Genomic DNA, 25241 nt, shown 5'->3' with positions numbered 1-25241 from the left:
CTCAGCTCCGGTTTCTCTCGTCTCATGTCCGCTATCACCACAGACCTGCCCGCCCTCGCCCAATCAATCAAGGATTGGGGCCGCGAGCTGGGCTTTCAGCAAGTCGGCATCAGCGGTCTGGACCTGGCCGAGCATGAGCAGCACCTCGCACGCTGGCTCAAGGCCGGCTACCACGGCGAAATGGATTACATGGGCGCCCATGGCAGCAAACGCTCGCACCCCGAAGAGCTGGTGCCGGGCACCTTGCGCGTGGTTTCGCTGCGCATGGACTACTTGCCGGGCGATACGCAAATGGCGCAAATGCTCGCGCAACCGGAAAAAGCCTACGTGTCGCGTTATGCCTTGGGCCGCGATTACCACAAATTGATCCGTAAACGTGTGCAGCAATTGGCCGACAAGATTCAGGCGCAGATCGGCCCGTTCGGTTTTCGCGCGTTTGTCGACAGCGCCCCGGTACTGGAAAAAGCCATCGCTGAACAGGCCGGGCTGGGCTGGATCGGCAAAAACACTCTGGTGCTGAATCGCAAGGCTGGCAGTTACTTCTTTCTCAGCGAATTGTTCGTTGATCTGCCATTGCCGGTGGATGAACCACACAGCAGCGAACATTGCGGGCGCTGCACAGCATGCCTGGATATCTGCCCGACCAATGCCTTCGTCGGCCCGTATGTGCTGGACGCGCGGCGCTGCATTTCCTATCTGACCATCGAACTGAAAAGCGCCATCCCTGAAGACCTGCGTCCGTTGATCGGCAATCGCGTGTTCGGTTGTGATGACTGCCAGATCGTCTGCCCGTGGAACCGTTTCGCCAAGCCTTCCGGGGAAAGCGATTTCAAGCCGCGGCACAATCTCGACAATGCCGAATTGGCTGAGCTGTTTTTGTGGGACGAAGAGAAATTTTTAGGTAGCACTGAAGGTTCGCCGTTGCGGCGAGCCGGGTATGAGCGTTGGTTGAGGAATCTGGCGGTGGGATTGGGCAATGCGCCTTCAACGATTCCGGTACTGGAAGCATTGAAGGCGCGACGGGATTATCCGTCAGAGTTGGTTAGAGAGCATGTGGAGTGGGCGTTGCGTCAGCATGTCCCTGACACACTGTAAAATCCTTTCGATCCCCTTTTGCGGTGCGACCAATAGCCTGCACAGTCCGCTGGCCCGAGCATGTTGCCAGCCAATGAGTCAGCCCTCGTCGGAACTCTCCAGCCCACTGTCCACGCCATCGAACACTATATTCTGTTGGGGCACCCAGACATCGCCACCCACTTGAATCAGGACTTTTCTGTCTAAACCGGCGGCATTCATATAGTCAGTGACTCGTTGCAGGGTATCTTCATCCAGCGGATTGTTTCGAAAGTTATAGTTGACTTCCCAAACATCGGGCACGTCGAACAATTCCAGTGGCAAGTTCTTGATTCCATTACTCCCCAAATCTGCGTAGGCGAGACTCTCGATGTCAAACAGCCCGACTGGAACTTCGATCAGCCCTGTATTCGAAAGATAGAGACTGTCCAGGCGCCGCATGAAACTGATATCAGGCGCGAGGCCAAGCGGGTTGTCGCTTAAATCCAGAAGCGTCAAGTTTTCAATATGGGCGAGGCCTTCGACGGTTGCTTCGGAGAGTCGAATGTCGCAGTTGTCCAGTGTTAATGTCGCCAGTTCTCTCATTTGAAAAATTTCAACGGGAAACGTTTTCAGCGCAAAACCCGAGAGGATCAGATACCGCACGCCCGGAAAAGCTTCGAGAAAAGCGCTGCCACTCAGTGGCGAAGTGCTGGAGAGACTCAGTTCACGGACATGACTGAAGTCAGCCGATAAACGCGGCAGGCTTCCCAGCATATCCAGATCGTAATCAAGCGTTGACGGGGTGTAAGGGTTTACGGTTGTTGCCTTGCGAGACCAATTGGCTTGTAACTCCAGTGCGAAAAACTCTCTGTGGGCTCGCTGAGACTCAATCTCGGTCTTTGTCAGCGACAGCCCCGTGACGGGGTGGAGAGGCGGCACTTCTGCCACCCACGCTCCAAGGTCTTCCACCAGTGTGGAGAATTCCTTCTCCAGGCGAGCCACCGCGAGCAACGGATCGCCGCTAAATCGCTCGCTAAGCATGGTTGATCGGGCCTCCTCGGTCATGGTCGGGTACAGCTCGGCCAGACGCTCGTCTATCGTGGGAATCGACCCCTGCTGAAATTCCCCCTCACCGGACAACTCCCTGGCTCGTTCCACTGCTACCTGCCCGGGCAAGTCATCGTTGTCCGCCGGACGCCAGAACTTGCCCTCGGCATCCAGCTTCATCAGCGGGCCGGAAGCATTGAGTTCTCTGGCGACCGTGGCACGGTACAGACCGCTTTCGGCATCTTTGACCACTTGCACGAAATAGTCATCGGCAACGGCGACATACTGACGCTGCTTGCATAGCCGAATGCCCAACGCGTCGGCCTCACCGAGATTGTTCCAGGCACGTACCCAGTAGTCCCGGAACGCAGGTGCCGAAGCAGCCATTGCAACTCCCATGTAGGAAGTCATCGGGGTCACGCTGACCGACTGCGCTACGGCTTCAGTCGCCGACATGAGAAGAGGAGATTGCGCTACCTGATGCGAGACATTCGACGGGTGGGGCGGGCTGGTACGTAGCTGACGATGGGCCCCCCCAGCGCTGGAGTCGTTATTTTTTCCGAGGGAAGGTTTGATCTTTGGTGGTTTGCCAGACATAAGCTCTCATCCTTGATTTGATTGCACTGATCCAGCAGCTCTGCACAAGCAACGCCGGACATCGACACAAGTCATCCCTCTGGATAACTTGCCGATTGAAAGGAGCAGTCTATCGGGATGATTGCTGCGTGAAGATATACATAGATCTTCACGCAGCCCCGTTTTACTCAAGTGCAGAACCGAGCTAAATTCGGCAAATCACACTATTCGCGTATTTGCGTCAAATTCGTTTACAGACCTTTCAACTTCCTTTCACCGTGTGCCCAAACGCATGCGCCGTCACCGTCCGAGTATCTCTGTTCGCAAAAAATATAAAACGTTGGGCAGCACTTAGCTTGATTTCGGTTTGCCCCGTCGTGTTGACGAAAGCAGGGTCGTTAAGCTCTTTGGCATTGGCGCTGCGGAACGGGGTTAGCCCTCTATATTTAGTATTAGTTCCCAACATGCTAGCCGCGTCGGTTGGCGTCTTCCCCTCGTCGACGATCTCGGTCAGGAATCTTTTGGCCTTTCCAATTTCACGGTCATCTAATTTGCTAAAACCCTTAATGACACTCAAGTCGGCTTGCCCATCCACCTTCACGCCGTCAATCTCGAAAGTCCAAGGTTCTGGAGCAGCTCGCTGAGGGATTTTTTTGCCCCCGGGCTTGGTGAAGATAGCGAATTCCTTTTCAACGATTTTGACTGGCGGCTCGTCCGCAACCGTGGCGATGTAAGCACGGGCTCTACTGGTCTGTGACAAGGCCTTCTGGACCGCAAGCGCTCCCGCTGCTATCGAAGCGATTCCAAGACCAAGACTCACCCATCCAAGTATCGCTCCTGCCTGGGATTGTGAGTCGTAGGCATTTGCCACCTCACTGCCGATACCGGCAGCTCCCGATGCGACACCCAACCCCATGGCGAACAGGCCCAGTGGCGTGGCAGCCCCCATGGTCACAATACTCAATACAATCCCGATGAACCCCAATGCGATCCCGGCAATCGACTGCCAGGAAACATGGCCCGTTGGGTCAACCCTATTGATCGGGTCGCCCAGGCAGTAAGCGTACGCATTCAAACCACCCGCACGGAACGGACTCATGCTGTCGGGACTGGTGAAACGCATCAGCGTAGGGCTGTAGGCTCGGTAGCCGTTACCCAACAGATACAAGCCTGTGACCACATCGAGTTGCTCGCCATTGAAACCGGCCAGACTGAACAGACCACCGTCGACAGGACGATGCCCGTAGGGACTGTAGGTGCTGTCGACCCATTGCTCGCCATGCAAACGGGTCAACACGCTGTTCTGTTGATCAGTGCCAAAAATCCGGCTCCCCGCATCGGTCCCAAGCTGTTGATCCCCCAATATCAAGCCGTCATGGCGCACGACACTGCGCGAGTCATTGCCACGGACCTCGCTGCTGACTCTGGCGTTGTGGTAGTAGCGCTGCACATCCAGCATTCGCGGTTGCGACAACTCGACGAGCCGATCAAAGCCGTCGTAATGGTAACCACGCACCACTTCCCCTCGCGCATTGGTCACCTGCACCAAACGTCCAAAAGCGTCATATGTCAGGGCGCGTGCCTGATCATCCTTGATCATCCGACCGTCGGCGTCGTACTCCAGAACGATCGACGCCGGATAGTCGGCATGGGAGTGTGAGACGCCGATGAGCTGCGCCGGGTCAAGCGTGCTGAAACTGAAGGTGGTTACATTGACCCCCTGAGGAAACGTGGTTTGTAGCGTGAGAATGTTATCCAGAGCGTCGAAGGTAAAGATCTGCTGAACAATTTCCTTTCCGTACGGATCTCGCGGTCGCTGGCTGCCGCCGCAATCGTACTGAACCAGTCGCCCGCGCACGTCGTAAGTAAATTGCTCATCGCGCAACACGGCAGCGCCACGCGTCAACACCTTGCGCGCCAGTTTTCCGGTCATGTTGTAGCTGGAGGTCAGCGTCTGAGTGGGCAGCCCATTGACCTCGAAACTGCGGTTGGCTTCGCGCCCGATATCGTCATAAGTCAGACGCGTCTTCATTTGTCGCTTGGAGGAGGTATCGCGAGTTTCAATCGTTTGCAGCAAACCACGCTTGTCATAGGCGTAATCAGCCTGCACCGCACCTTGCTTGAACGTAGTTCTGCGCCCCCACTTGTCGTAACTGGTGTGGTGCTTTACACCCAGCACGTCCGTGTACGTCAGGGGTAGACCGGCAAATGAGTAAGTATGGGAAACGGTACGGCGCTGTTCGCCATATCGAGTGGTTTCCGATTTCAGACGTCCGGAGGGAAAGTACTCGAAATGACTCTCGCGATCTTCTTCGATACAGCTTTTGGTTCTTCCGCTCAGGGCTTCGTAGGTGAACCGCGTGCTCAACCCATCTTTGCCCTCCGCGGTCACGGCTTTGCGCTCAGTCAACACCCCTCCCAGTTCAGGCGCATGAACGAACTCGATTTTCTGACCCGTGGCGTCGGTGGTGAACTTGGGCAGACTGCGACCAGCCTCGAAACTGGCAACCGATTTACGCCCCCCCACTGAAATCTCCGTCACACGGTTCAAAGCATCGAAACTCTGTTGCCCCAATGACAAACCGGCCACTTTGATTTCCACTGGTAACTCATCGCAGCTATGGGCGGCAAACGTGGTTTCCACGGCATGCCCGTCCGGGAGAACACTGCGAACCATCCGGGAGAACACGTCATATTCGTAGCGGGTCTTGTTACCTGCCTGATCGGTCTGGCTCAGGGTTCGGCCCAACCCATCGTATTCAAAAACGGTTTTACCCAGGCTCTGATCCTTGAGATCGAATACCTCGATGCTGTCCGGCTTGCTGAAGTCATTGATGATCGTCACGGTCTTGCCAAAACCGTGCTGCCAGGCCTTCTGCTGCCGGCCCACCGGATCAAACTCGATATGTTCGATTCGACCGTCGCAATGACGGGTTTCCCTGACATTCCCCCAGTCATCGTAAAGCGATTGGGTTTTAACCGGTCGTGCAACGCCTTCCCACCAATCCGAGTGGGTTTGCTCCACCAACCGCCCGACCTGATCATGGACAGCGGCAAAGACTGTACGCATTGGACTTCCCCCCGAATGATCCGGGTTGTCGCGGTCCTTTTCCTGAATGCCGATCACCCGCCCCAGCGCGTCATAGCTGACATCCTGCCTGCCGCCCGAGGAATCCGTCATGACCACCATCGCCGGCTCGGTAGCGCTTGCAGCGTGATAAACCCAATGGATCGATGACGCGTTGGTCGCACCCGGGGACATGGTCTTGCGCAACTGCCGGCCGATTTTGTCGTATTCATACTCGACAACCTGGCCATCTGCGTCACGCTCGGACAAGATCAGCGCATTGAGTGTCGACAGCGCTTGCTCGGTCGTCGCGCTCGTACCGTCAAAACCCTGGAAGATTTTCTTCAGCACAAGCGTATTGTCGTCAAGCACATAGGAATACTCGACTCGCGACGTCTTGCTATCACGCGAGACACTTCGTTGCTGCAATACACCATGCTTAAGCGAGTCGTGGGGTGCATTCACATAGGTCAGGCTGACGGTCGACAGCAGCACTTCACTGTCCGCCACACACTCGTACAGCTGTTCTTCGACGGGCATCACATTTGCCAATGTCGAACCTTTAACACCCGGCTGCAACGCATAGCGAAAGCGTTTAACGGTGGACGCTCCACCACCTGAAGCCGGGATCACGGTCTGCTGTTTAAGGAATCGGACAAAGCCTAGTGGGTCTGCGGGGCAGTCCGGGCTTTGGAAGGAGGGGAAGTATTCAAACAGCGTCGTCACGCCATCGATTCCGACCTGTTTACGCAGATTACCGGTGGCATCGAACTCAGTGGTCGACGTCTCGGAACGGATCTTCTTGGTTAGTCGGTTCTCGTAGCTGCGGGTCTGCGTCTTGGGCATCCGGAACTGAGCCGGCTGCTGGTCGAGTGTTTTTTTGACATCACCGTGATATTCGGTGGCAACTGTCACTACCGCATCACCACAAGTGGTGACTTCAGAAACCAACAGGTGGAACTTATCGTAGGTGCGTTTGACCTGGGTATGAACTTTCTCACCCATCATCAGACGCTCGACACTGCTGTACTGGTAAGTGCTGGCCGCCCGGTAAAGCGGGTCGCCGTCATCCGAAGGATCCGCCGCCACGCCGTGCCCCAGAAAGTTCCAGTCCGAATAGGTGTAAGCCTTGACGACCCTGGGCTGACCTTGCTTTGGATAAATATCGTGAGCAATCACGTAAGGCAGACTCTGGACACCCTGCAAGGTGGGTAACAGATGACCGATTTCCTTGTAGCGGATATTTTCCACAGCCCCCAGCGGCGAAACCACTCGCTTCAAATAACCGGTGCCATTGATGTCCTCGTACTGCAGATCCCAGCCCCTGCCGACAGGCAAGCTGATGGTGCTGACCCGATCATTCTTGAGCTTTAAGGTAAATCCGGCGCTGGCTGGCGTATCGGGATCGCGAGTCAAGGTGACGCGGCTACGCGTGCTGCCAACTTTCAACAAAGTCCTTTTGTCGTCCGCGATTTCGATGAGCATCGGCTGCTCATTGAACAACGCGTATTTCAGGCTGATGCTCACGCCGTTCGCTGCGAAGATTCGAATGGGTACGGCAATCTGTGTAGCACCGAAGACCTTTAGCTCTTCGCGCCGACCATCCTTGTAACGTACTTCGTAGTGTCCGTCGCCGTGCTTCAGCACCTTGGCGCTCTCCAGCTTCATTTCTTTAAAATGAAGCGCATTTCGTGATTCAACTGCCCGATAGGTTTCACCGGTGAATAGCGTCATGACCTTGTTACGAACGTCATAACGCGTCAGGGTCAGCGACCAACCAAGGCCATAACCTGTGTTGCGCGAATTAAGCGGATTGAAGTTCAGCGCAAGATTAAACGAGGGGCCGTTCAAATCTGCGGAACGAATGGCACCCAGGGACAACGAGCAGGTATATATACCTGTTCGAGGATCAACGCCACCGCTCACAAATTCGCTAAAATTAAATGCATTCGAATGCACGGGCTCTGGAAAATGACTACTCATAAACAACTTCCTGTTATTTTAAACAATGCATCCATACAAACATCAACCGTCGACCTGAGACTCAGCAACAAGAGCAGGCCGACGAACGAAATAAAAGGAATCAGCTTATAAAGAAGCTGCGAAGAGCTGTGTTTGAATTAATACGCAAACGGTGATCAGTACCGAACTCATCAAAAACTTTCAGCTCGAAGGTTTCGGTACGCGCAGGTTTATTGGCAGGTTCCGCACTGGCATAGACGAATATGGAAATCCGACCGGCTTCCTGAGGTAGCGTCCTAAAGCCATAGTGCGTCTTTACTGTGACTGATTCGCCATAGACCGGAGCAATGAAACCAAAGTAAGTACTCAGGTTATTCACACCATCATCAAGATTGCCGGAGTAAAAGAATTCACCAGCGTAGTCCGGGTCATATTTCACCTGATCACTGGACCAGTCGAGCAAGTGAATAACCCGCCCCTCCGAAAAAAGCGAAAGACTGAACTGTTCAAGCCTGTCGTAACTACTTTTCTGCTCGACACTCCTGATTCCACCGAACAGGAAACTGGCAGCCGGATATCGCTTGGGAGCAACGGCGTCCAGGCTAACGCTGCTGTCGTAGCCATTTTGCCCATTGCTTCGATACCGCTTGCCGTCCAACATTAATTCTGCGGCAATCTGCAACGATCCCACTCGCTTGCTAGACACCCAGAACTCGAACACTTGAACGGTTTCGGAAGGGTCGGATATCCGATTGTCGGAAGCGGGTATCAGCGGCGTAATGCTCGCTTCGCGGCCTGACATGTCATGGGCATAGCGGTTCTCTTGGCGACTGGAAATCCAGTTACCCTCGAGAGGTGTGCCGTCGTTATAGCTGATGAGTTTAAGGGTCTGCAGCGCCGGATGCCCATGCAGAGAGACTTCATTACCTTGCGCATCCGCTGCGGAGACTCGCACCAATACCCGAATTTGCATACGTCCGTTGGCATATAACGTCCGACGGCGATCAGCGGCCGAAGAATCAAACTTAACTTCAAAGTGCTGAATACTTAGATCTTTCTCAAACATATATTTAACCTGATAAAAAATAAAAAGCAGGATTAACACAGCGCCATTTACACACAACCAAAAAACCAAATAAACCAGGGATGATTGACAAATTGTAATTGCAACACTGAAGCAAACCATTCAAACAAATCGTCGCCAGACAACACGCAAAAGATAACCTGCGCAGGAATCACCAGAACACGAAATCCGATAAGCAGATTGTAAACTTTCTTAAAAATCCAAAACGGAGCACATGAAGCGGCAGATAGCTACACCGGCGTGCTCTTGATTCTCACGTCGAACCTTTTGCCACCTGAAACTTTTGATGGAATAAGCGTCGAATTCCTTGATCAGGGGCGCACTGCTGTCGTGGCTACTGTAAAGGGGCGTTCCATTACTGCGAATGAATTGCTGGTTCACTGTCAGGCGAACGACAATCCGGGGCTCCCCGGTACCGGAGGACGATACTCAGAAAGTGCGCAATTACGGGCGTACTTTGTAGTCACCATCCGAATGCCTGGTCCATCGTTTTGGGCAGGTTGCCTTACGCATCGGTCCCGCCGAGGCTTTTGGGTAGGGGATCCAGAAATCTTTCAATGAAGACTTCGCAGCATGCTTGGCGAACTCATTGATCGCGGAAGATCTCGGGATCACGTTACCTTGATCGCTGGCATCAATGTGATCGAGGCAGGCTTGTAGGTAGGCCGCAACGGCCCTAGGCAATGCGGTGTGGACTGATGCAGCATTGCTGGAGAAGCAAACGGTGGCCGGTAAGAGCCTGCCAGTCATCAATACTCATCCTTAAAGTGAGATGGCGTTGACCCCGCATAACTTCAGGGTCAGCGCCGGACATCAGTAAAAGCACTTTGGGTGCGAATACCGGACAATTGAACATCACAGCTTATCGGTAATCACCATATCAAAAGCATATATTACTGCATCCACAGAAATTGAATCAGTGACGATGAGACCTAGCCACGTTCGAGGTATAAATTACGCTCATGAAAATTCGTGCGAATAGCCAATTTATGCTCGGTACCGTGCTGATCAATGGCACGAAAGTGAAGCACATTGCCGACTTTGTATTTTCCCGCATCTTTCGAATACTCGGACAGTGCTTGAACCACGGTCAGATAACCTTCACGATCATTGACGGTTACGCTATATCGCTTCTCTTGCCTTGTTATAGCGTCAGCAGTAAAAGTATGCAGATTACTATTCCCGGAAAAAGGCAAGTACGTTATGAACTCAGTTCGTTCGCGACGAACAAGTGTAATCTCCATATAATTTGTTTTTGATTCATTAAGTTTGTTACCGCCTGCAAAGATATCATCAGCGTTTGGCTCCACTCCATCTACAATCCAGTCGACCAGCCTGATCTGCTGCCCCTTCGGAAACAACCCTAGATAGTAGTTCCAGATACGATTGCCGGGTTCTTCATTGCCCCGCCGCGTCTGAAACCAATCGAACAGTCCAATCGAATAGGTCTCAGGTGTTTGTGCTTCGAGCGTTACGCTGCTGTCATGAACATTGGAAAACGTGGTCGCGTTACTGACGATCCTCACACCGTTCAGAGACAAGCGTGCACCGATCTGGGTCGTACCAGCGCTCGATGAGGATACCCAGAACGTACGTACCTGAGGATGGATGCTGTCATTTTCCAGATCATCGTCTTGAACCTCTCCTGCAGCGGCTGAGGGCGGCGCCTCGATAGTAAACCGCCCTTGCACGATATTCGCGGCCCAGCCGTCGCGCAACGTTTTGCCAGAGCTGTAATGAATCAATTCGATGCTTTCCATCACCTCTGTCGGTACGTGCACAACATCACCATCAGCATCAACCCCGGAAACCAGAACTTGCACTTTCACCTGCATCCGTCCATTAGCGTACAGCGATTTACTGCGAGTATTGTCGCTGGCATCAAACTTGACTTTGAAACTGCCAAGTCCAGCAAGAATGGTCGGACTGGCTTGCTGATTGGGTGTAGCGTCCATGCTTTCACTCATGATGTATTCCTTTGAAGAGTTATATTTAAATATTGGCACCGAAGAAATGCCAACAAAAAAACTACAGACCTTTCAAATAAACAGCAAAGCGAAAAATGTAAGAAACATACACTTGCAAGTTTCGGCGGCTCACAGGCTTTTATCCGGAAACCACCATCTTCCAGCAACGAGGGTTAATGCTCGTCGTTATAAACGAACTTCGGCATTTCCCAATGAAAACGTATGGCCAGCAGACGTAACAGAAAACCGCCAAACAGCGTGATCAAAATGGCTTGATCGCTTGCCACATTCAGATAAAGACACAGCATGTAGCACCATGCTGCAGCAAACGACACGCTCGCATACAGTTCGCGCCGAAAGATCAGTGGAATGTCGTTGCAGAAGATATCGCGAAGAATGCCGCCGAATACCCCGGTGATCACCCCGCTGACCGATGCCACCAGCATGCCGTGGCCCATTTCCAGAGCGGTCATGCAGCCGATCAGGGTGAACGCCACCAGACCGACTGCATCGAGTACCAGAAACAGCGAGCGCAGATGGCGCATCCAGCGCGCGGTGAACACGGTGAACATCGCCGCGACCGAGGTCAACACCAGATATTCCGGATGTTTGACCCATGTCAGCGGATAATGCCCCAGCAGCACATCACGAACCGAACCGCCACCCAACGCCGTGACGCAGGCAATCAGCACCACGCCAAACCAGTCCATGCCACGACGGCCCGCAGACAACGCGCCAGTCATGGCTTCAGCAGTAATGGCAATCAGATAGAGCATCAGCAACATGGTGGCGATCCCGGCAGAGAGGCGCGCAGTCTAGCCATTTCGCGCCGGTATCAAAAGAGATGACGTTAACCTCGTTCCAGCCTGAAGCTTCGTTCTTTAAAGTCTGTGCGGATAGCCAGTTTATGTTCAGTGCCAAATTGGTCCAGAGCGGTGAAGCGGAAAACTTCCGATCTGTCGACCGGTGGTTGATCTCGTGCAGCTGGAGACAGTAACTGGACAACCGTCAGTTCTCCGATGCGGTCGTTGACTCGAACCTCGTAGTCCTTCTCATGATAAATATCTCTGATGGCGTCTGGCGTCCAGCCTACGACGTCGGTAAACGGTAACGACACGTCAATACTTTGCCGGTCAGGGCGGATCATAATGCCTGCCTGGAATGCTGCATTCCATCCTTTGGTTTTATTCCCGAAGGCAAAAACAACGTTCTTGTCAGAGCCCTCAGCAATCCAGTCCACCAACTTGACTTGTCGCGCATCGGGATACAAGCCGAGGTAGTATTTGTAAATACGTTGATTTCTAAATCCGCCGTCATACCAGACATCTTGCCAACGGAATTGCTCAACCGCATAGGTTACCGGCAGGATGGCCTCAATGTTGATGCTGCTGTCATGCCTGCTCGACAGAGTTGTGCCGTTACTGCGGATGATTGTGTTATCGAATTTAACGGATGCACCTATCTGGATGGTTTCGACATTTTCGCTGGAAACCCAGAATGTGCGTACGCGTTGCTGGCCCGAAGAATCTTCTTCTCCATCATTCTCCGTAACTGTGGCGGTGGGCGCTACTGCCAAGGTGAAGCGGCCCTGCTCCGTGCTGGCTCGCCAGCCATTGCGCAAGGTTTTGCCGCTGTCATAGTGAATAAGACGAATACTCTCCATGACCTCGTCGGAAACAGCAACGACGTTACCATCGCGATCCACACCCGCCACTACAACCTGGACCTTAACCTGCATGCGCCCATTGGCGTATAGCACTTTGCTCCGACTGGATGCACCCGCGTCAAACTTTACGGCAAAACTACCAATGCTTTCTGCCGCACCTGACTCAACAGATTGCCCCTGTGATGCACTCAACGTTTCACTCATGAACTTCTTCCTTGATAGATATCAAATCGAACACTTCGAGTGTTCGAAAATACAGAGCATCAGTAATAACATGCACCAGGGAAAACTCTTTCCTCAAAAGTGTAAGAAAAAACAAAAAGGCGATCATAACTTCAATTCAAGCGGGGCACTTAATTAAAACTCGTCAAAGCCATTACTTTTTCACGCGCAGAATAAAGGCACATCACTCAATATCAGAATACTGCAACAACAATGTCGGGATAAAATACACTTCGAAAGATTAGCAGGATGTCATTGCAACAGCTGCGACCGACACGTTCCAATGCAGGAGCAACCTGTGGCAGCTCCTGCACAAACCACATCAGAACTTGATGAAATGCTTGCGGTAGTGCTGCAACTCGGCGATCGATTCGCGGATGTCGTCCAGCGCCAGGTGCGTGCTGCCCTTCTTGAAGCTGTCGCGCACGTCCGGCGCCCAGCGCGCAGCCAGTTCCTTGAGCGTGGAGACATCGAGGTTGCGGTAGTGGAAGTAGCTTTCCAGCCCTTTCATGTGCGTATAAAGGAAGCGGCGATCCTGGCAGATGCTGTTGCCGCAGATCGGCGATTTGCCCTTCGGCACCCACTTTTCCAGGAAGGCGATGGTTTCGGCTTCTGCCTCGGCCATGCTGATGCGGCTGTCGCGCACGCGCTGGGTCAGGCCGGAGTTACCGTGGGTGCGGGTGTTCCACTCGTCCATGCGGGCGAGCACTTCGTCGCTGTGGTGGATGGCGATCACCGGTCCTTCGGCCAGCGTGTTGAGATCGCTGTCGGTAACGATGGTGGCCATTTCGATGATGACGTCGTTTTCCGGATCCAGACCGGTCATTTCCAGGTCGATCCAGATCAGGTTCTGCGGGTTTGGCATATTTCGGCTCCTAGGCAATGCTGCGCAGTTTAGCCTAGGCCGCTGGCCGGGCGTGCTAAACTCGCGGCCGTTTTACCTAATCGCTGCATTCTTCAGACGGAACACCCATGGCCAAACGCCAACTCAATCGTCGTCAAAACTGGCGCATCGAAAAGATTCAGGGCGAACGCGCTGCACGCGCCGCCAAACGCGAGTCCTCGGCTGTCGAAGCCCTTGAGGGTGGCGACCTGGGCCCGGAACAAACCGGCCTGGTGATCGCCCACTTCGGTGTCCAGGTCGAGGTCGAGGCGGTTGACGGTGATCAGGCCGGCCAAGTGTTCCGCTGCCACTTGCGCGCGAACCTGCCAGCACTGGTGACCGGTGACACGGTCGTCTGGCGTGCCGGTAACCAAGGCATCGGGGTGATCGTCGCGCAACTGCCGCGTACCACCGAACTGTGCCGCCCGGACAGCCGGGGCCAGCTCAAACCGGTAGCGGCCAACGTCGACATGATCGTCATCGTCTTTGCGCCGCTGCCTGAGCCTCACGCCAACCTGATCGACCGTTATCTGGTCGCCGCCGAACACGCCGGCATCCGACCGTTGCTGCTGCTGAACAAATTCGACCTGATCGACGAGCAGAACGCCCCGGCGCTCAACGCATTGCTGGCGGTGTATCGCACGCTGGGTTATCCGGTGCTGGAAGTCTCGGCGCACCACGGCAACGGTATGGAACAGTTGCAACAGCAACTCGACGGCCGTATCAGCGTATTCGTCGGTCAGTCCGGTGTCGGCAAGTCGTCGCTGGTCAACAGCCTGCTGCCTGAAGTTGAAACCCGTGTCGGGCCGTTGTCCGAACTCTCCGGCCAGGGCACGCACACGACGACCACCGCGCGACTGTTCCACTTCCCGGGCGGTGGCGAGTTGATCGACTCCCCGGGTATTCGTGAATTCGGCCTGGGCCACGTCAGTCGCGCCGATGTCGAAGCCGGTTTCATCGAATTCGATGATTTGCTCGGCACTTGCCGTTTCCGCGACTGCAAGCATGATCGCGAACCGGGCTGTGCACTGCTCAAAGCGCTGGAAGATGGCCGCGTGCAGCAGCAGCGCATGAACAGCTACCGCTCGATCATCGCCAGCCTGCCGGAAAACGGCTACTAAACATCTGCACCGGCAGCACCTCGCCCGAGGGCTGCCGGATGTCGGATCACGCCTGACAAACCCCCGACTCCGCTAAACGTCAGACTTTTCTGACAGACCCGCACACACCTGCTTGCAGGACATTTCTCTTTCACCGCCCAACCCTTGTAGGCAAGCTCCAGATGCCTAGATTGGGGTCCTCCTTCGCACCTTCGCGACCTTCGAGGAACCCCATGCAAACCTATCACCTGTTCATCAGCCACTCGTGGAACTACTCCCACGCCCACGACAATCTGGTCCGTCTGCTCGGCGCGCAACCGGGTTTCACCTTCAAGAATTTTTCCGTACCGCCACATAACCCCATCATGGGCGCGCAGACCGACAGGCAGCTCGAAGAAGCCATCGAGAACAAGATCCGTCCTTGCTCAGCGGTGCTGATCATGGCTGGCATGTACTCGACCTACAGCAAGTGGATCAACAAGGAAATCGAGATCGCCAAGCGTATGGGCAAGGTGATCATCGCGATCAAACCATTCGGCGCCGAGCGTATTTCCACGGTCGTGCGCAACGCCGCGAACGCCGAATGCGCATGGAACACCAACAGCATCGTTAGCGCGATTCGCTTGCATACGGCGGTGTAACCATGCGCAAGGGACTGTTTATCGGCATCAATCATTACCAGCACGTCGCGCCATTGAGCGGCTGCAACAACGATGCGATGGCCATGGCATCGGTGCTGGAACGTCACGCCAACGGGCGCCCGAACTTCAGCAGTAAAGTGCTGACGTCGGCCGAAGAACAACTCACGCTCAAACACATGAAACAGCAGATCCAGAGCCTGTTCTCAGGCGACTGTGACGTGGCACTGCTGTACTTCGCCGGTCATGGGCAGTTCGACACCAGCATCGACGAAGGACTACTGATTCCCCAGGACTATCAGCCTGGCGGAGACGGTATCCGTATCAGCGACATTCTGGAATGGGCGGACAAGGCCCCGCACATCAAGAATAAAATCATCATTCTCGATTGCTGCCAGGCCGGTGCAGCAGGCGCCTTGCGCAATCTGCGCGGTGGCAGCAGTGTGATCGGCGAAGGCGTGACCATTCTCACCGCCTGCAAAAAAGAACAGTACGCCCTGGAAAGCCGCGGTCACGGTGTATTCACGGATCTGTTGCTGCAAGCGCTGCATGGTGGCGCTGCCAACGTACTCGGCAAGGTCACCCCCGGTAGCGTCTATTCGTTTGTCGACAATGCGCTGGGAGCGTGGGAACAGCGTCCGGTATTCAAGACCAATGTCTCGCAGTTTGTGCCGCTACGCGAGGTCGCGCCGCTGATCGCCGAAGAAACCCTGCGCAAACTCAAGGACTGGTTCCCGGAACCGAGCTTCGTTTTCAGACTCGACCCCAGCTACGAGCCCACCGAAGCGCTGTTCGATCCCGAGCACGGTGACATCTTCAAGCAACTGCAAATGTGCAATCGCCACAGCCTGATCGAGCCCGTGGACGCCGAACACATGTACTACGCCGCCATCAACTCCACCGGCTGCCGCCTCACCGCGCTCGGCGCCTACTACCGCGAACTCGCCCTCAAAGGACACTTCTGATGCCTGTCTTCATCAGCTACCGCCACATGGATCGCGCCCACGCCATCGCCATCAACAGACGCCTGATGCAGGCCAACATCAAAACCTACCTCGACGTGCTGGACCCTGAATCGCAAACCACCGATGACATCACCGGCGTCATCACCCGCAACATCACCGAGTGCACGCACTTGCTGGCGGTGGTGTCGGAGAAGACCGCGTTGTCGTGGTGGGTGCCGTTCGAAATTGGTGAGGCGACTATCAGCAACCGCCGGATCTGTTCGTTCAAGACCGGGCCGACGGAGTTGCCGTTGTATCTGGACAAGTGGCCGAAGCTGAGCACGGACAGTGATCTGAATTTCTTTATCGACGCGTATCGCGAGGAAGTGTCGAACAAACGCTCGATGACGCTGGATTCGAGCAATGAATCCTTTAGCGGTACCTATAAGCGCAACGCCGAGATTTTCCACGAACAACTGAAGAACCGGATTCGGCGCGGGTTCTGACAGACGTAAAAAAGCCGCGATCATCTCGCGGCTTTTTTTTGCCTCAAACGCTGGCTGGCGGCTTTGGCACAGCCGTCTTCGGCTCAGGCTTTTGAAACGCATACAAATGCTGACGCACGATCCCGCCCGGCAATTCCTTGCCGAACACGCCATAACGCACCGGCCACTCTTTGGGCGGCAATTTGAAGGTGCCAAACAGCATGTCCACCAGCGGCGTGTGGATCGCGTAGTTCTTGTAGATGTAATCCTTGTGCCGGGCGTGGTGCCAATGGTGATAGCGCGGCAGCACGATCAGGTAATTCAGCCAGCCGCCGTTGATCCGCACGTTGGCGTGGGCGAGCACCGCCTGAACACCGACCAGAATCACATAAGCGTTCAAGGCTTGAGGGGCAAAACCCAGCAGCATCAACGGCACCAGTACGCCGGTGCGGGTGAGCAGGATTTCGATGAAGTGCACGCGCGAACCGGCGAGCCAGTCCATGTGCGTGCTGGAGTGATGCACCGCGTGGATGCGCCACAGCCACGGCACCACATGGTAGAGCCGGTGCAGCCAGTATTGGCCGAGATCGGCGACCAGGATCGCCAACAGAAACTGCACCACCAGCGGCAGGCTTTGCACACTTGCCTGCAAGCTCGGCGACATCGCCCAACCAGCGATGTAGCTCGAGGAGGCGGTGATGAAGATCAGGATGAATTGCACCAGCATGTGGCTGACGAAAAAGTAGGTCAGGTCGGTGCGCCAGTGCGGGCGCAGGATATTTTGTTCGGGATCCTTGGAATAGAGCTTCTCCAGCGGAATGAACACGATCGCCGACACCAGCAGCGCCAGCACAAACCAGTCCAGACCGAGCGAGTACGGGGTCTGCCCGATCGAGCTGACCTGGACATTGGTGCCCCCGAGGAATACCGCCAGCCCCGACGCCACCAGTCCGGTAATCCCCAGACGTTTGCGCTTGTTGAGCAGGATATTCAGGGTGCCGAGGCTGAACGACAGCACCAGACCGAGCAACAGCGTGGTGCGCGCGAACTGCTCGTCATAGACCTTGCGCAGTTCGGCCGTGGTCAGCCACTCGGGAAACAGGAAACAGAACACCGCCAACAGGCTCAACAGCCCGAGGGTGGCCGAAATATAGCCACTGACCCGCCCCTCGCCAAATTTGAAGGGTGCGTTGCCATGCCGTTGAAAATAGGCTTTGAGTCTTTCCATTAACTGATCTTCCGTGATTGCGAAAACTGCGACTGGTCATTGCGACGCAGGCAGAAACAAAAAAGCCACGGTGACCGTGGCTTTTTGTCGATTACTGCTTGGGCGCAGGCGCCGGTGCAGTGGTTGCTGGCGGTGGCGCCGCACTCCCCGGTTCCGCCGGTTTCGGCGCGGCGTCATCAAACAGATTCAACCGTTCACGCAACTCATGCGCCGGCACCGGCTGCTGGTCCGCCGGCAGCGCATTCGGATCAACCGGTGTCGCCGGAGCGGCGCCGTTCTGACCTTGATCTGCAGGTTTCGCAGGATCGGCACCTTGCGAACCTTCGATCGCCGCTTGAGCCTTTTTGGTCAGCACGACGATGTCGATGCGGCGGTTGACCGGGTTGAACGGGTTTTCCTTGTCGAACAGTGCCGACGAGGCATAACCGACGACCCGCGCCACTTGCGCATCCGGATAGCTACCGGCGATCAGCGCACGACGGGCAGCGTTGGCCCGGTTGGCCGACAGTTCCCAGTTACCGAAATCGCCAGTGCCAGTGTATGGCTTGGCGTCGGTGTGGCCGCTGATGCTGATCTTGTTCGGCACCGCTTTGATGGTGTCGGCCATGGCCAGCAGGATGTCTTCGAAATACGGCTTCAGGCGTGCAGAACCGGAGTCGAACATCGGCCGGTTCTCGGCGTCCATGATCTGGATGCGCAAGCCATTCGGCGTGATTTCGAAGAGGATCTGATCCTTGAATTTCTGCAGTTGCGGGTTCTCGTCGACCTTGTTCTGCAGTTCTTGCAGCAGCAGTTCGAGGCGCTCTTTCTCGACCATTTCGGCCATGCCTTCAACTTGCTCGGTGTCGACGGTGACCTTGTCCGGTTGCGGCTGGGATTTCACCTCAGGGTTGAGGGTATTTTCCGGGGCCAGGGTCGGTGTGCCACCCAGGTCGATGATGTACGGCGTGCCGCTTTCGGAAAAGCCGACCGGGTCTTTGAAGTAACCGGCGATGGCGATCTTCTGCTCCGGCGTTGCGGTGGACAGCAACCACAGCACCAGGAAGAACGCCATCATCGCCGTGGCGAAGTCGGCGAAGGCGATTTTCCACGCCCCGCCGTGATGCCCGCCGGCTATGCGCTTGACGCGCTTGATGATAATCGGCTGATTATTTTCCATGGCTTAGCGACCGCGAACGGCTTGTTCCAGCTCGGCAAAGCTTGGACGGTGGGCCGGGTACAGCACCTTGCGACCGAACTCGACCGCCAGCGACGGCGGCATGCCGGAAGCCGAAGCCACCAGCGAAGCCTTGATGGCTTCGTAGACGTTCAGCTCTTCCTTGGCATCGTGGGCCAGGGAATGCGCCAGCGGGCCGAAGAAACCGTACGCCGCGAGAATACCGAAGAAGGTACCGACCAGTGCCGCACCGACGTGCAGACCAATGGACTTCTGATCGCCTTCACCCAGCGAGGCCATGGTCACCACGATACCGAGTACCGCCGCAACGATACCGAACCCGGGCATGGCGTCGGCGATGCCGTTCACCGCGTGGGACGGATGCTCGAGGTCTTCCTTGAGGCTGTACAGTTCCATGTCGAACAAGCCTTCCAGCTCGTGCGGGGCCATGTTGCCGGACGACATGATGCGCAGGTAATCGCAGATGAACGCGGTCATGCGTTCGTCTTTGAGCACTGCCGGGTACTTGGCGAAAATCGGGCTCGCGGCGGCATCTTCGATGTCGCCTTCAATGGCCATCATGCCTTCGCGGCGGCTCTTGTTGAGGATCTCGTAGATCAGGCCGAGCACTTCCAGATAGAACGTGTGGCTGAAGCGCGAACTGAACATGCTCAGGGATTTCTTGAGCACGTGCATCGTCATGTAGCCGGGGTTGGCCTGCAGGAATGCACCGAGTGCAGCACCACCGATGATCAACACCTCGAAGGGCTGGATCAGGGCGGCAATCTTGCCGTGGGAGAGCACGTATCCGCCGAGCACGCTCGCGAATACGACGATGATGCCGATAATTTTAGCCATAGGTAGAAAGTACTTACTTAAGTCGGGTTCAAGGTCATATTCGGAAGTTAAAAAATCTCTTCTTCTACTTATCGGCAAAACTGCGCCAGACTATAGCCAGTTCAGGCGAAAAGCCAATTTAGCCCATGCCGGGCGCGTCTACAGTCAGTGAAGATCCCGTCCAGACATGGCTAATGAAACGAACGTCCCACACGCAAAACCGACCACGCTCGACGGCTGGGTAAAGTTGCTCGATGGCGTGCGACTGCCCGTGCCGCAAGAGGCTCACGACAAAGTCTGCCGCGCGATCCGTGACAATCGCAGCTCGCTGCGCGACATCGCCGACCTGATGCAGGACAGCCCGGCACTGGCCTTGAGCATCATCCGTGAGGCGAATCGTCACACCCACGGCACCATGGCCACGCCAGCGGAAAATCTCGAGGTAGCGATCAATCGTCTGGGCCTCACCCGCACCGAAGAGCTGCTGACGCGCCTGCCCGCCGAACCGCTGATGCAAATCCCCAAGGCCCTGCGCCAACTGCAAATGATCAGCCAGCACGCGACGCAACAGGCCAACGGTTTTTTTGCCAGTCGCCTGGCGCGGCTGTGGCAGGACATTCATTGGGGCAGCCTGCTGTTTCTGTCGCCGCTGTGGCCCTTGGCGCTGACGTATCCGCAATTGCTTGAAGAGTGGGAGCTGCGGGTTATCCACAAGGGCGAATCGGCCCGCGTGGTCGAAAAGCAACTGTTCGGCGTATGCCTGCTGAAAATCGCTGACGCTTTGGTGCAGGCCTGGCATCTGCCGATCTGGGTGCAGCAGGGCTACAAGCTGTTGCTCAGTGAGCAGCGCGAACTGGTGAAAGTGTTGCGTATTGCTCGCGACAGCGAACATCCGCTGCGCCAGCAAAACCGCCTCGACGATGACCCGACCCTGCGCCGCTGGCTCAATCAACCGGCCAATACCGTGCTGCTGGCCAATGGTCTGGCGCTGTCGGCGCAACAGGCCTGGGACAGTCCGCACAGCGAACGCTGGCAATACCTGACCAGCCTTTATCTGCAAATCCCGATGGACGACGTGCAACAACAGTTGCACCAGCAAGCCGCGAACAGCGCGCGCCAGCATGCGATGCCGGATCTGTGGCATCCGGCGGTTTCGTTGTTGTGGCCATTGGGCACTCGTCGTTTGCCGGCCGGCATGCTGCCCGCCGCCGCGCCAAGCGCTGAAGACCTGGGCCAGTGGCGCAAGCAATGTGCCGAACTGCTCGCCGAACCGAGCCGCTTCACCAATGCCATGAGCCTGACCGTCGCCGCTCGCGATGCACTGGTCGCCAGCGGGATGCGCCGGGTGATGATCCTGATGGCCGATCGCACGCAGTCGAATCTGCGCGTGAATCAAACCGCCGGGCTGCCGAAAGAAGCGGCGGCGCTGAATTTTGTCGTCAGCCAGAGCAGCGTGTTGCAAAGGCTGTTGGCGCAACAGGCGCAGGTGCGGATTACCCCGGACAACAACGCGCAGTTCTCCGCGCTGCTGCCACCGAGCCTGCGCACGCTGTTTCGGGGCGAGCATCTATTCCTGCGCTCTCTGGTCAACAATGGCCGGGTGATCATGATCGTTGTCGCCGATCAGGGCGGTGGACCGTTCGCTGACATCACCGTGCAAGCCTTTGGCAAAACCGCGCAGTGCATCGAAAAGGCCCTGCACAGCTTTAGCAGCCGTGCCCGATGAGGCTGCGCTACAATCCCCCCCTTTGTGCTCTGGAGACCTCACATGTCTGACTTCTCTGGCTTGCCGCTCGTCATCGAGCCGAGCGACCTGCTCCCGCGCCTCGAATCCCCTGAACTGATTCTGGTGGATCTGACCAGTGCCGCCCGCTATACCGAAGGTCATCTGCCCGGCGCACGCTTTGTCGACCCGAAACGCACTCAGCTCGGCCAGCCGCCGGCGCCGGGCCTGCTGCCGGCCAAAGCTGATCTGGAGGCGCTGTTCGGTGAATTGGGCCATCGCAAAGACGCGGTCTACGTGGTCTATGACGACGAAGGCGGTGGCTGGGCCGGGCGCTTCATCTGGCTGCTCGACGTGATCGGTCACGACAAGTACCACTATATAGACGGTGGTCTGCCGGCGTGGCTGGCGGATGGCATGCCGATGTCGATCCAGGTACCGGCAGCCGTTGGCGGCCCATTGTCGTTGACCCTGCACGAAGCGCCGACCGCCACCCGCGAATACCTGCAAAGCCGTCTCGGTGCTGCCGATCTGGCGATCTGGGATGCGCGCGGTCCACTGGAGTACTCCGGCGAGAAAGTACTGGCCGCCAAGGCCGGGCACATCCCCGGTGCGGTCAACTTCGAATGGACCGCCGGCATGGACAAGGCGCGTCAACTGCGCATTCGCACGGACATGCCGCAGATTCTCGAAGACCTCGGGATCACCAAGGACAAAGAAATCATTACCCACTGCCAGACCCATCACCGGTCGGGCTTCACTTATCTGGTGGCCAAGTCCCTCGGTTATCCGCGGGTCAAAGGCTACGCCGGTTCCTGGGGCGAATGGGGCAACCACCCTGACACGCCAGTCGAGATTTAAGGTTTTTTAAGGACAACCAATGAAAGAGCGTCTGTTTATCCTCAGCCAGTACCTGCTGCCTCATCACCTGCTGTCGCGCCTGGCTGGCTGCGTTGCCGAGTGCCGCGTGCGCTGGTTCAAGAATGCCTTCACCCAGTGGTTCGCCAAGCGCTATCAGGTGGACATGTCGCAAGCGCTGGTCGAAGACCTGACCGCTTACGAACACTTCAACGCCTTCTTCACCCGTGCCCTGAAAGACGGCGCGCGTCCGCTGGACGAAACCCCGGGCGCGATCCTCAGCCCAGCCGACGGTGCGGTCAGCCAGCTTGGCCCGATCGAACACGGTCGCGTGTTCCAGGCCAAGGGCCACAGCTTCAGCGTGCTCGAACTGCTCGGCGGTGATGCGGCCAATGCGGCGCCGTTCATGGGCGGCGACTTCGCCACCATCTACCTGTCGCCAAAGGATTACCACCGTGTGCACATGCCACTGGCCGGCACCCTGCGCGAAATGGTCTATATCCCGGGGCGGATTTTCTCGGTCAACCAGACCACGGCTGAAAACGTTCCGGAACTGTTCGCCCGTAACGAGCGCGTGGCGTGCATTTTCGACACCGAGCGCGGGCCGATGGCGGTGGTGCTGGTGGGCGCGATGATCGTCGCTTCGATCGAAACCGTGTGGGCCGGTCTGGTCACGCCGCCAAAGCGTGAACTGAAAACCTTCCGCTATGACGAAGCCGCGCGTGCGCCGATCCATCTGGAAAAAGGTGCCGAACTGGGTCGCTTCAAGCTGGGTTCGACCGCCATCGTGCTGTTTGGGCCGGATCAGGTGAAATGGGCTGAAGAACTGGTCGCTGGTTCGCCTGTGCAGATGGGCCAGGGCCTGGCGCTGCCAAAAGCCTGATTGACCGCTGCGGGAGTCGCCTCAGGCGCTCCCGCAGATTACGTTATTTGCTGCTATGGTTTTTGGCATGAGCCAGACCATCTCCCCGCCGTCCCTTCAAGCACCAACACCGTCGCAAACGCGCCTGTCGTTTTGCGAAGCTTCCCCGCGTGATCTCAAGCGCTGGATCGCTGACCTGCCCAAGGCCAACATCGGCGAAACCGCCCGCCTGCTGTATCAAGGCCTGGGCGAACTCAACCAGCTGCTCACCCCCAGTGACAACCGTCTCAACCTGCTTGAGTTGCTGCGACCCGAGGTTTATTTCGTCTGCCAGCATCTGGAGCGGCACTTCCTGCATCAGGCGATCATGCTCGACGAGCGCTCGCGCAAGATCAGCAACCTGTGCCAGGCGCTGCAAAGCCATCTGGCCATCGGCTACAAACAGATCGTGTTGCGGATTGCGCCGAAGTACAGCAAGGATCGTGCAGCGCTGGTCAGTATGGCTCTGCAACGTGCCGCCCATGCACTCAAAGGCCAACTGCTGCGCGCCACGCAGCTGTATAGCTCGCCGCCGGAGCAACTGTGGTTCGAACTGCATCAGTTGTACCGCAGCGCCGCTGAATTACAACTGCAACACCGCCGCGTGCACGACGACCTGGCCAGCCTCACCACAGAATTGAGCCTTGAACAGACCTACATCGCCGCACTCTTGCTGGGCAGCGCCCGGTGCAATCAGTTGCGGCAGAACCAGATCGCCCGGCTCGCCGAAGTGCTGGAGCCGTGGAGCGCGCTGCTCAAGCTGCATCCCGCCAGCCCGGACGCAGGCTTGTTGGCGATCAGCGCAGAACTGGATGCAGGCCCGCGCTACCGCAGCATGTTTCGTCGCGAGCAACAGCGCGGGTTGCTCGGTTTCGATCCACAGCCGCTGGTGAACGCCATCGAAGCGCATTTGCAGCATCAGGACACTTCGACACCCTTGCCCGTCCCGGCCGGGCTGAGCTTCGACACCCTGCAGCACCTGCACGCGACTTGGGGCCAGACGGCCGAACGCAGTTTTCAGCGCACCGTCGGCCAGGGTCATCTGACCGTGTGCGTCGGCATGAGCGCCCTGCACTTCTACCTCGGCGGCGAGCGCAGTTTCAGCGACCTGCTCAAACATCCCGGAGCGCGCTCGGCGAATTTCAGCCGTGCCGTCGCCAAAGGTGAAAAGGACAGTTGGAGCCAGGCCTTCGACGCTGCGCCGCAGAGCCAGTCTGAGGAGTTTTTACCCTATGAGGAGATTCAGTACGACCATTTGCTTGAGGATGAAAGCCACACCGACAGCACACCGCATTACCCGACCTACGCCCTGCCGGTGATCAATCACAGCCCCGGAGGTTACTGCCTGGCGTGGCCAAATGAAGTGCCCGCAGAATTGCAGGCCGGCGAAATGCTCGGGATTCAGGACAGTGTCAGTCAGGGATGGAGCATCGCGGTCATTCGCTGGATACGTCAGGTGCGCGGCGGCGGCACGCAAATGGGCATTGAACTGGTGGCGCCACATGCACAGCCGTGCGGCTTGCAACTGGTGCGTTCGCGGGACGATCACAGTCAATATCTGCGCGGATTACTGTTACCGGAGATCAGTGCGATCGATGTGCCGGCGACCCTGCTGGCACCGCGCTTGCCGTTTCAGGAGGGCAGCAAGGTGTTGATCAACACCCAGGGCGAAGAGCACCGCGCCGGACTGGATCGACGGGTGGCGAGTACGCATAGCTTCAATCAGTTTGCCTATCGCTCACTGGAGGCCGCGCAGAATGGCGGGAGCGAGGAGGATTTTGACTCGCTGTGGAAGTCGCTATAGACCGAGGTGCGGCCTTCGCGAGCAAGCTCGCTCCCAC

General features: G+C 56.6%; 19 protein-coding genes. 9 read left to right on the top strand and 10 right to left on the bottom strand.

Annotation, left to right across the window (positions count from 1 at the left end):
• Positions 1–24 precede the first annotated feature (24 nt).
• Positions 25–1095 (top strand): tRNA epoxyqueuosine(34) reductase QueG, encoded by a 1071-nt coding sequence (gene queG / locus QOM10_RS02595; protein WP_150750084.1) that lies wholly within the window; start codon positions 25–27, stop codon positions 1093–1095.
• Positions 1096–1173: 78 nt separating this feature from the next.
• Here the strand turns inward: queG and QOM10_RS02590 are convergent, their stop codons facing one another.
• The 7 genes from QOM10_RS02590 to orn all read right to left on the bottom strand — a co-directional run bounded on the left by QOM10_RS02590 (position 1174) and on the right by orn (position 13512).
• Complete coding sequence (locus QOM10_RS02590; protein WP_127925608.1) at positions 1174–2700, bottom strand: leucine-rich repeat domain-containing protein; 1527 nt, start codon at positions 2698–2700, stop codon at positions 1174–1176.
• Positions 2701–2941: 241 nt separating this feature from the next.
• Positions 2942–7729, bottom strand: coding sequence for an RHS repeat-associated core domain-containing protein (locus QOM10_RS02585; protein ID WP_238704374.1), 4788 nt, complete (start codon positions 7727–7729; stop codon positions 2942–2944).
• 100 nt (positions 7730–7829) lie between these two features.
• On the bottom strand, positions 7830–8774 hold the full coding sequence (locus tag QOM10_RS02580; RefSeq protein ID WP_150750085.1) for a hypothetical protein: 945 nt from the start codon (positions 8772–8774) through the stop codon (positions 7830–7832).
• A gap of 950 nt (positions 8775–9724) precedes the next feature.
• Positions 9725–10759: a hypothetical protein gene (locus tag QOM10_RS02575; protein WP_150750086.1), complete on the bottom strand. Its 1035-nt coding sequence runs from the start codon at positions 10757–10759 to the stop codon at positions 9725–9727.
• Between the two features lie 173 nt (positions 10760–10932).
• Positions 10933–11544, bottom strand: coding sequence for a trimeric intracellular cation channel family protein (locus tag QOM10_RS02570; protein WP_127925605.1), 612 nt, complete (start codon positions 11542–11544; stop codon positions 10933–10935).
• A 65-nt stretch (positions 11545–11609) separates the two neighbouring features.
• Positions 11610–12629, bottom strand: coding sequence for a hypothetical protein (locus QOM10_RS02565; RefSeq protein ID WP_127925604.1), 1020 nt, complete (start codon positions 12627–12629; stop codon positions 11610–11612).
• 340 nt (positions 12630–12969) lie between these two features.
• Positions 12970–13512, bottom strand: coding sequence for an oligoribonuclease (gene orn / locus QOM10_RS02560; RefSeq protein WP_016985703.1), 543 nt, complete (start codon positions 13510–13512; stop codon positions 12970–12972).
• Positions 13513–13619: 107 nt separating this feature from the next.
• Between orn and rsgA the strand changes: the two genes are divergently transcribed.
• From rsgA to QOM10_RS02540, 4 genes are all read left to right on the top strand, one after another.
• On the top strand, positions 13620–14651 hold the full coding sequence (gene rsgA, locus QOM10_RS02555) for a small ribosomal subunit biogenesis GTPase RsgA (RefSeq protein WP_034151654.1): 1032 nt from the start codon (positions 13620–13622) through the stop codon (positions 14649–14651).
• A gap of 212 nt (positions 14652–14863) precedes the next feature.
• Complete coding sequence (locus QOM10_RS02550; protein WP_150750087.1) at positions 14864–15271, top strand: TIR domain-containing protein; 408 nt, start codon at positions 14864–14866, stop codon at positions 15269–15271.
• Between the two features lie 2 nt (positions 15272–15273).
• On the top strand, positions 15274–16233 hold the full coding sequence (locus QOM10_RS02545) for a caspase domain-containing protein (RefSeq protein ID WP_150750088.1): 960 nt from the start codon (positions 15274–15276) through the stop codon (positions 16231–16233).
• Positions 16233–16718, top strand: coding sequence for a toll/interleukin-1 receptor domain-containing protein (locus QOM10_RS02540; protein WP_150750089.1), 486 nt, complete (start codon positions 16233–16235; stop codon positions 16716–16718). Before QOM10_RS02545 ends, QOM10_RS02540 begins: the two co-directional genes overlap by 1 nt.
• 43 nt (positions 16719–16761) lie before the next feature.
• On the opposite strand, the gene QOM10_RS02535 is transcribed toward QOM10_RS02540, so the two are convergent.
• The 3 genes from QOM10_RS02535 to motA all read right to left on the bottom strand — a co-directional run bounded on the left by QOM10_RS02535 (position 16762) and on the right by motA (position 19939).
• The gene (locus tag QOM10_RS02535; RefSeq protein WP_316917526.1) at positions 16762–17925 is read right to left on the bottom strand and encodes a sterol desaturase family protein; all 1164 of its coding nucleotides are present in this window, start codon (positions 17923–17925) and stop codon (positions 16762–16764) included.
• Between the two features lie 91 nt (positions 17926–18016).
• Complete coding sequence (motB, locus tag QOM10_RS02530) at positions 18017–19084, bottom strand: flagellar motor protein MotB (protein ID WP_150750091.1); 1068 nt, start codon at positions 19082–19084, stop codon at positions 18017–18019.
• A 3-nt stretch (positions 19085–19087) separates the two neighbouring features.
• Positions 19088–19939 (bottom strand): flagellar motor stator protein MotA, encoded by an 852-nt coding sequence (gene motA, locus QOM10_RS02525; protein ID WP_007915795.1) that lies wholly within the window; start codon positions 19937–19939, stop codon positions 19088–19090.
• Between the two features lie 166 nt (positions 19940–20105).
• On the opposite strand from motA, the gene QOM10_RS02520 reads away from it, so the two are divergent.
• The 4 genes from QOM10_RS02520 to QOM10_RS02505 all read left to right on the top strand — a co-directional run bounded on the left by QOM10_RS02520 (position 20106) and on the right by QOM10_RS02505 (position 25204).
• Positions 20106–21644: an HDOD domain-containing protein gene (locus QOM10_RS02520; protein ID WP_316917525.1), complete on the top strand. Its 1539-nt coding sequence runs from the start codon at positions 20106–20108 to the stop codon at positions 21642–21644.
• A gap of 42 nt (positions 21645–21686) precedes the next feature.
• Positions 21687–22502: a thiosulfate sulfurtransferase gene (rhdA, locus tag QOM10_RS02515; protein WP_127925600.1), complete on the top strand. Its 816-nt coding sequence runs from the start codon at positions 21687–21689 to the stop codon at positions 22500–22502.
• 19 nt (positions 22503–22521) lie between these two features.
• Positions 22522–23382 (top strand): archaetidylserine decarboxylase, encoded by an 861-nt coding sequence (gene asd, locus QOM10_RS02510; RefSeq protein ID WP_008079215.1) that lies wholly within the window; start codon positions 22522–22524, stop codon positions 23380–23382.
• A 67-nt stretch (positions 23383–23449) separates the two neighbouring features.
• Positions 23450–25204, top strand: coding sequence for a molecular chaperone (locus tag QOM10_RS02505; RefSeq protein ID WP_316917524.1), 1755 nt, complete (start codon positions 23450–23452; stop codon positions 25202–25204).
• Positions 25205–25241 lie beyond the last annotated feature (37 nt).

The organism is Pseudomonas sp. P108 (assembly GCF_032613195.1).
Lineage (GTDB): Bacteria > Pseudomonadota > Gammaproteobacteria > Pseudomonadales > Pseudomonadaceae > Aquipseudomonas.
Note: the sequence above shows the minus strand (reverse complement) of the source record. Positions and strands in the feature narration are given on the sequence as shown.

Excerpts from the sequence above, each read along its gene's own strand:
- rhdA (WP_127925600.1), top strand. The coding sequence starts at position 21,687 with ATGTCTGACTTCTCTGGCTTGCCGCTCGTCATCGAGCCGAGCGACCTG.
- QOM10_RS02580 (WP_150750085.1), bottom strand. The coding sequence starts at position 8,774 with ATGTTTGAGAAAGATCTAAGTATTCAGCACTTTGAAGTTAAGTTTGAT.
- QOM10_RS02575 (WP_150750086.1), bottom strand. The coding sequence starts at position 10,759 with ATGAGTGAAAGCATGGACGCTACACCCAATCAGCAAGCCAGTCCGACC.
- QOM10_RS02550 (WP_150750087.1), top strand. The coding sequence starts at position 14,864 with ATGCAAACCTATCACCTGTTCATCAGCCACTCGTGGAACTACTCCCAC.
- orn (WP_016985703.1), bottom strand. The coding sequence starts at position 13,512 with ATGCCAAACCCGCAGAACCTGATCTGGATCGACCTGGAAATGACCGGT.
- QOM10_RS02535 (WP_316917526.1), bottom strand. The coding sequence starts at position 17,925 with ATGGAAAGACTCAAAGCCTATTTTCAACGGCATGGCAACGCACCCTTC.
- motB (WP_150750091.1), bottom strand. The coding sequence starts at position 19,084 with ATGGAAAATAATCAGCCGATTATCATCAAGCGCGTCAAGCGCATAGCC.
- QOM10_RS02585 (WP_238704374.1), bottom strand. The coding sequence starts at position 7,729 with ATGAGTAGTCATTTTCCAGAGCCCGTGCATTCGAATGCATTTAATTTT.
- QOM10_RS02520 (WP_316917525.1), top strand. The coding sequence starts at position 20,106 with ATGGCTAATGAAACGAACGTCCCACACGCAAAACCGACCACGCTCGAC.
- motA (WP_007915795.1), bottom strand. The coding sequence starts at position 19,939 with ATGGCTAAAATTATCGGCATCATCGTCGTATTCGCGAGCGTGCTCGGC.
- rsgA (WP_034151654.1), top strand. The coding sequence starts at position 13,620 with ATGGCCAAACGCCAACTCAATCGTCGTCAAAACTGGCGCATCGAAAAG.
- QOM10_RS02565 (WP_127925604.1), bottom strand. The coding sequence starts at position 12,629 with ATGAGTGAAACGTTGAGTGCATCACAGGGGCAATCTGTTGAGTCAGGT.
- queG (WP_150750084.1), top strand. The coding sequence starts at position 25 with ATGTCCGCTATCACCACAGACCTGCCCGCCCTCGCCCAATCAATCAAG.
- asd (WP_008079215.1), top strand. The coding sequence starts at position 22,522 with ATGAAAGAGCGTCTGTTTATCCTCAGCCAGTACCTGCTGCCTCATCAC.
- QOM10_RS02545 (WP_150750088.1), top strand. The coding sequence starts at position 15,274 with ATGCGCAAGGGACTGTTTATCGGCATCAATCATTACCAGCACGTCGCG.
- QOM10_RS02540 (WP_150750089.1), top strand. The coding sequence starts at position 16,233 with ATGCCTGTCTTCATCAGCTACCGCCACATGGATCGCGCCCACGCCATC.
- QOM10_RS02590 (WP_127925608.1), bottom strand. The coding sequence starts at position 2,700 with ATGTCTGGCAAACCACCAAAGATCAAACCTTCCCTCGGAAAAAATAAC.
- QOM10_RS02505 (WP_316917524.1), top strand. The coding sequence starts at position 23,450 with ATGAGCCAGACCATCTCCCCGCCGTCCCTTCAAGCACCAACACCGTCG.
- QOM10_RS02570 (WP_127925605.1), bottom strand. The coding sequence starts at position 11,544 with ATGTTGCTGATGCTCTATCTGATTGCCATTACTGCTGAAGCCATGACT.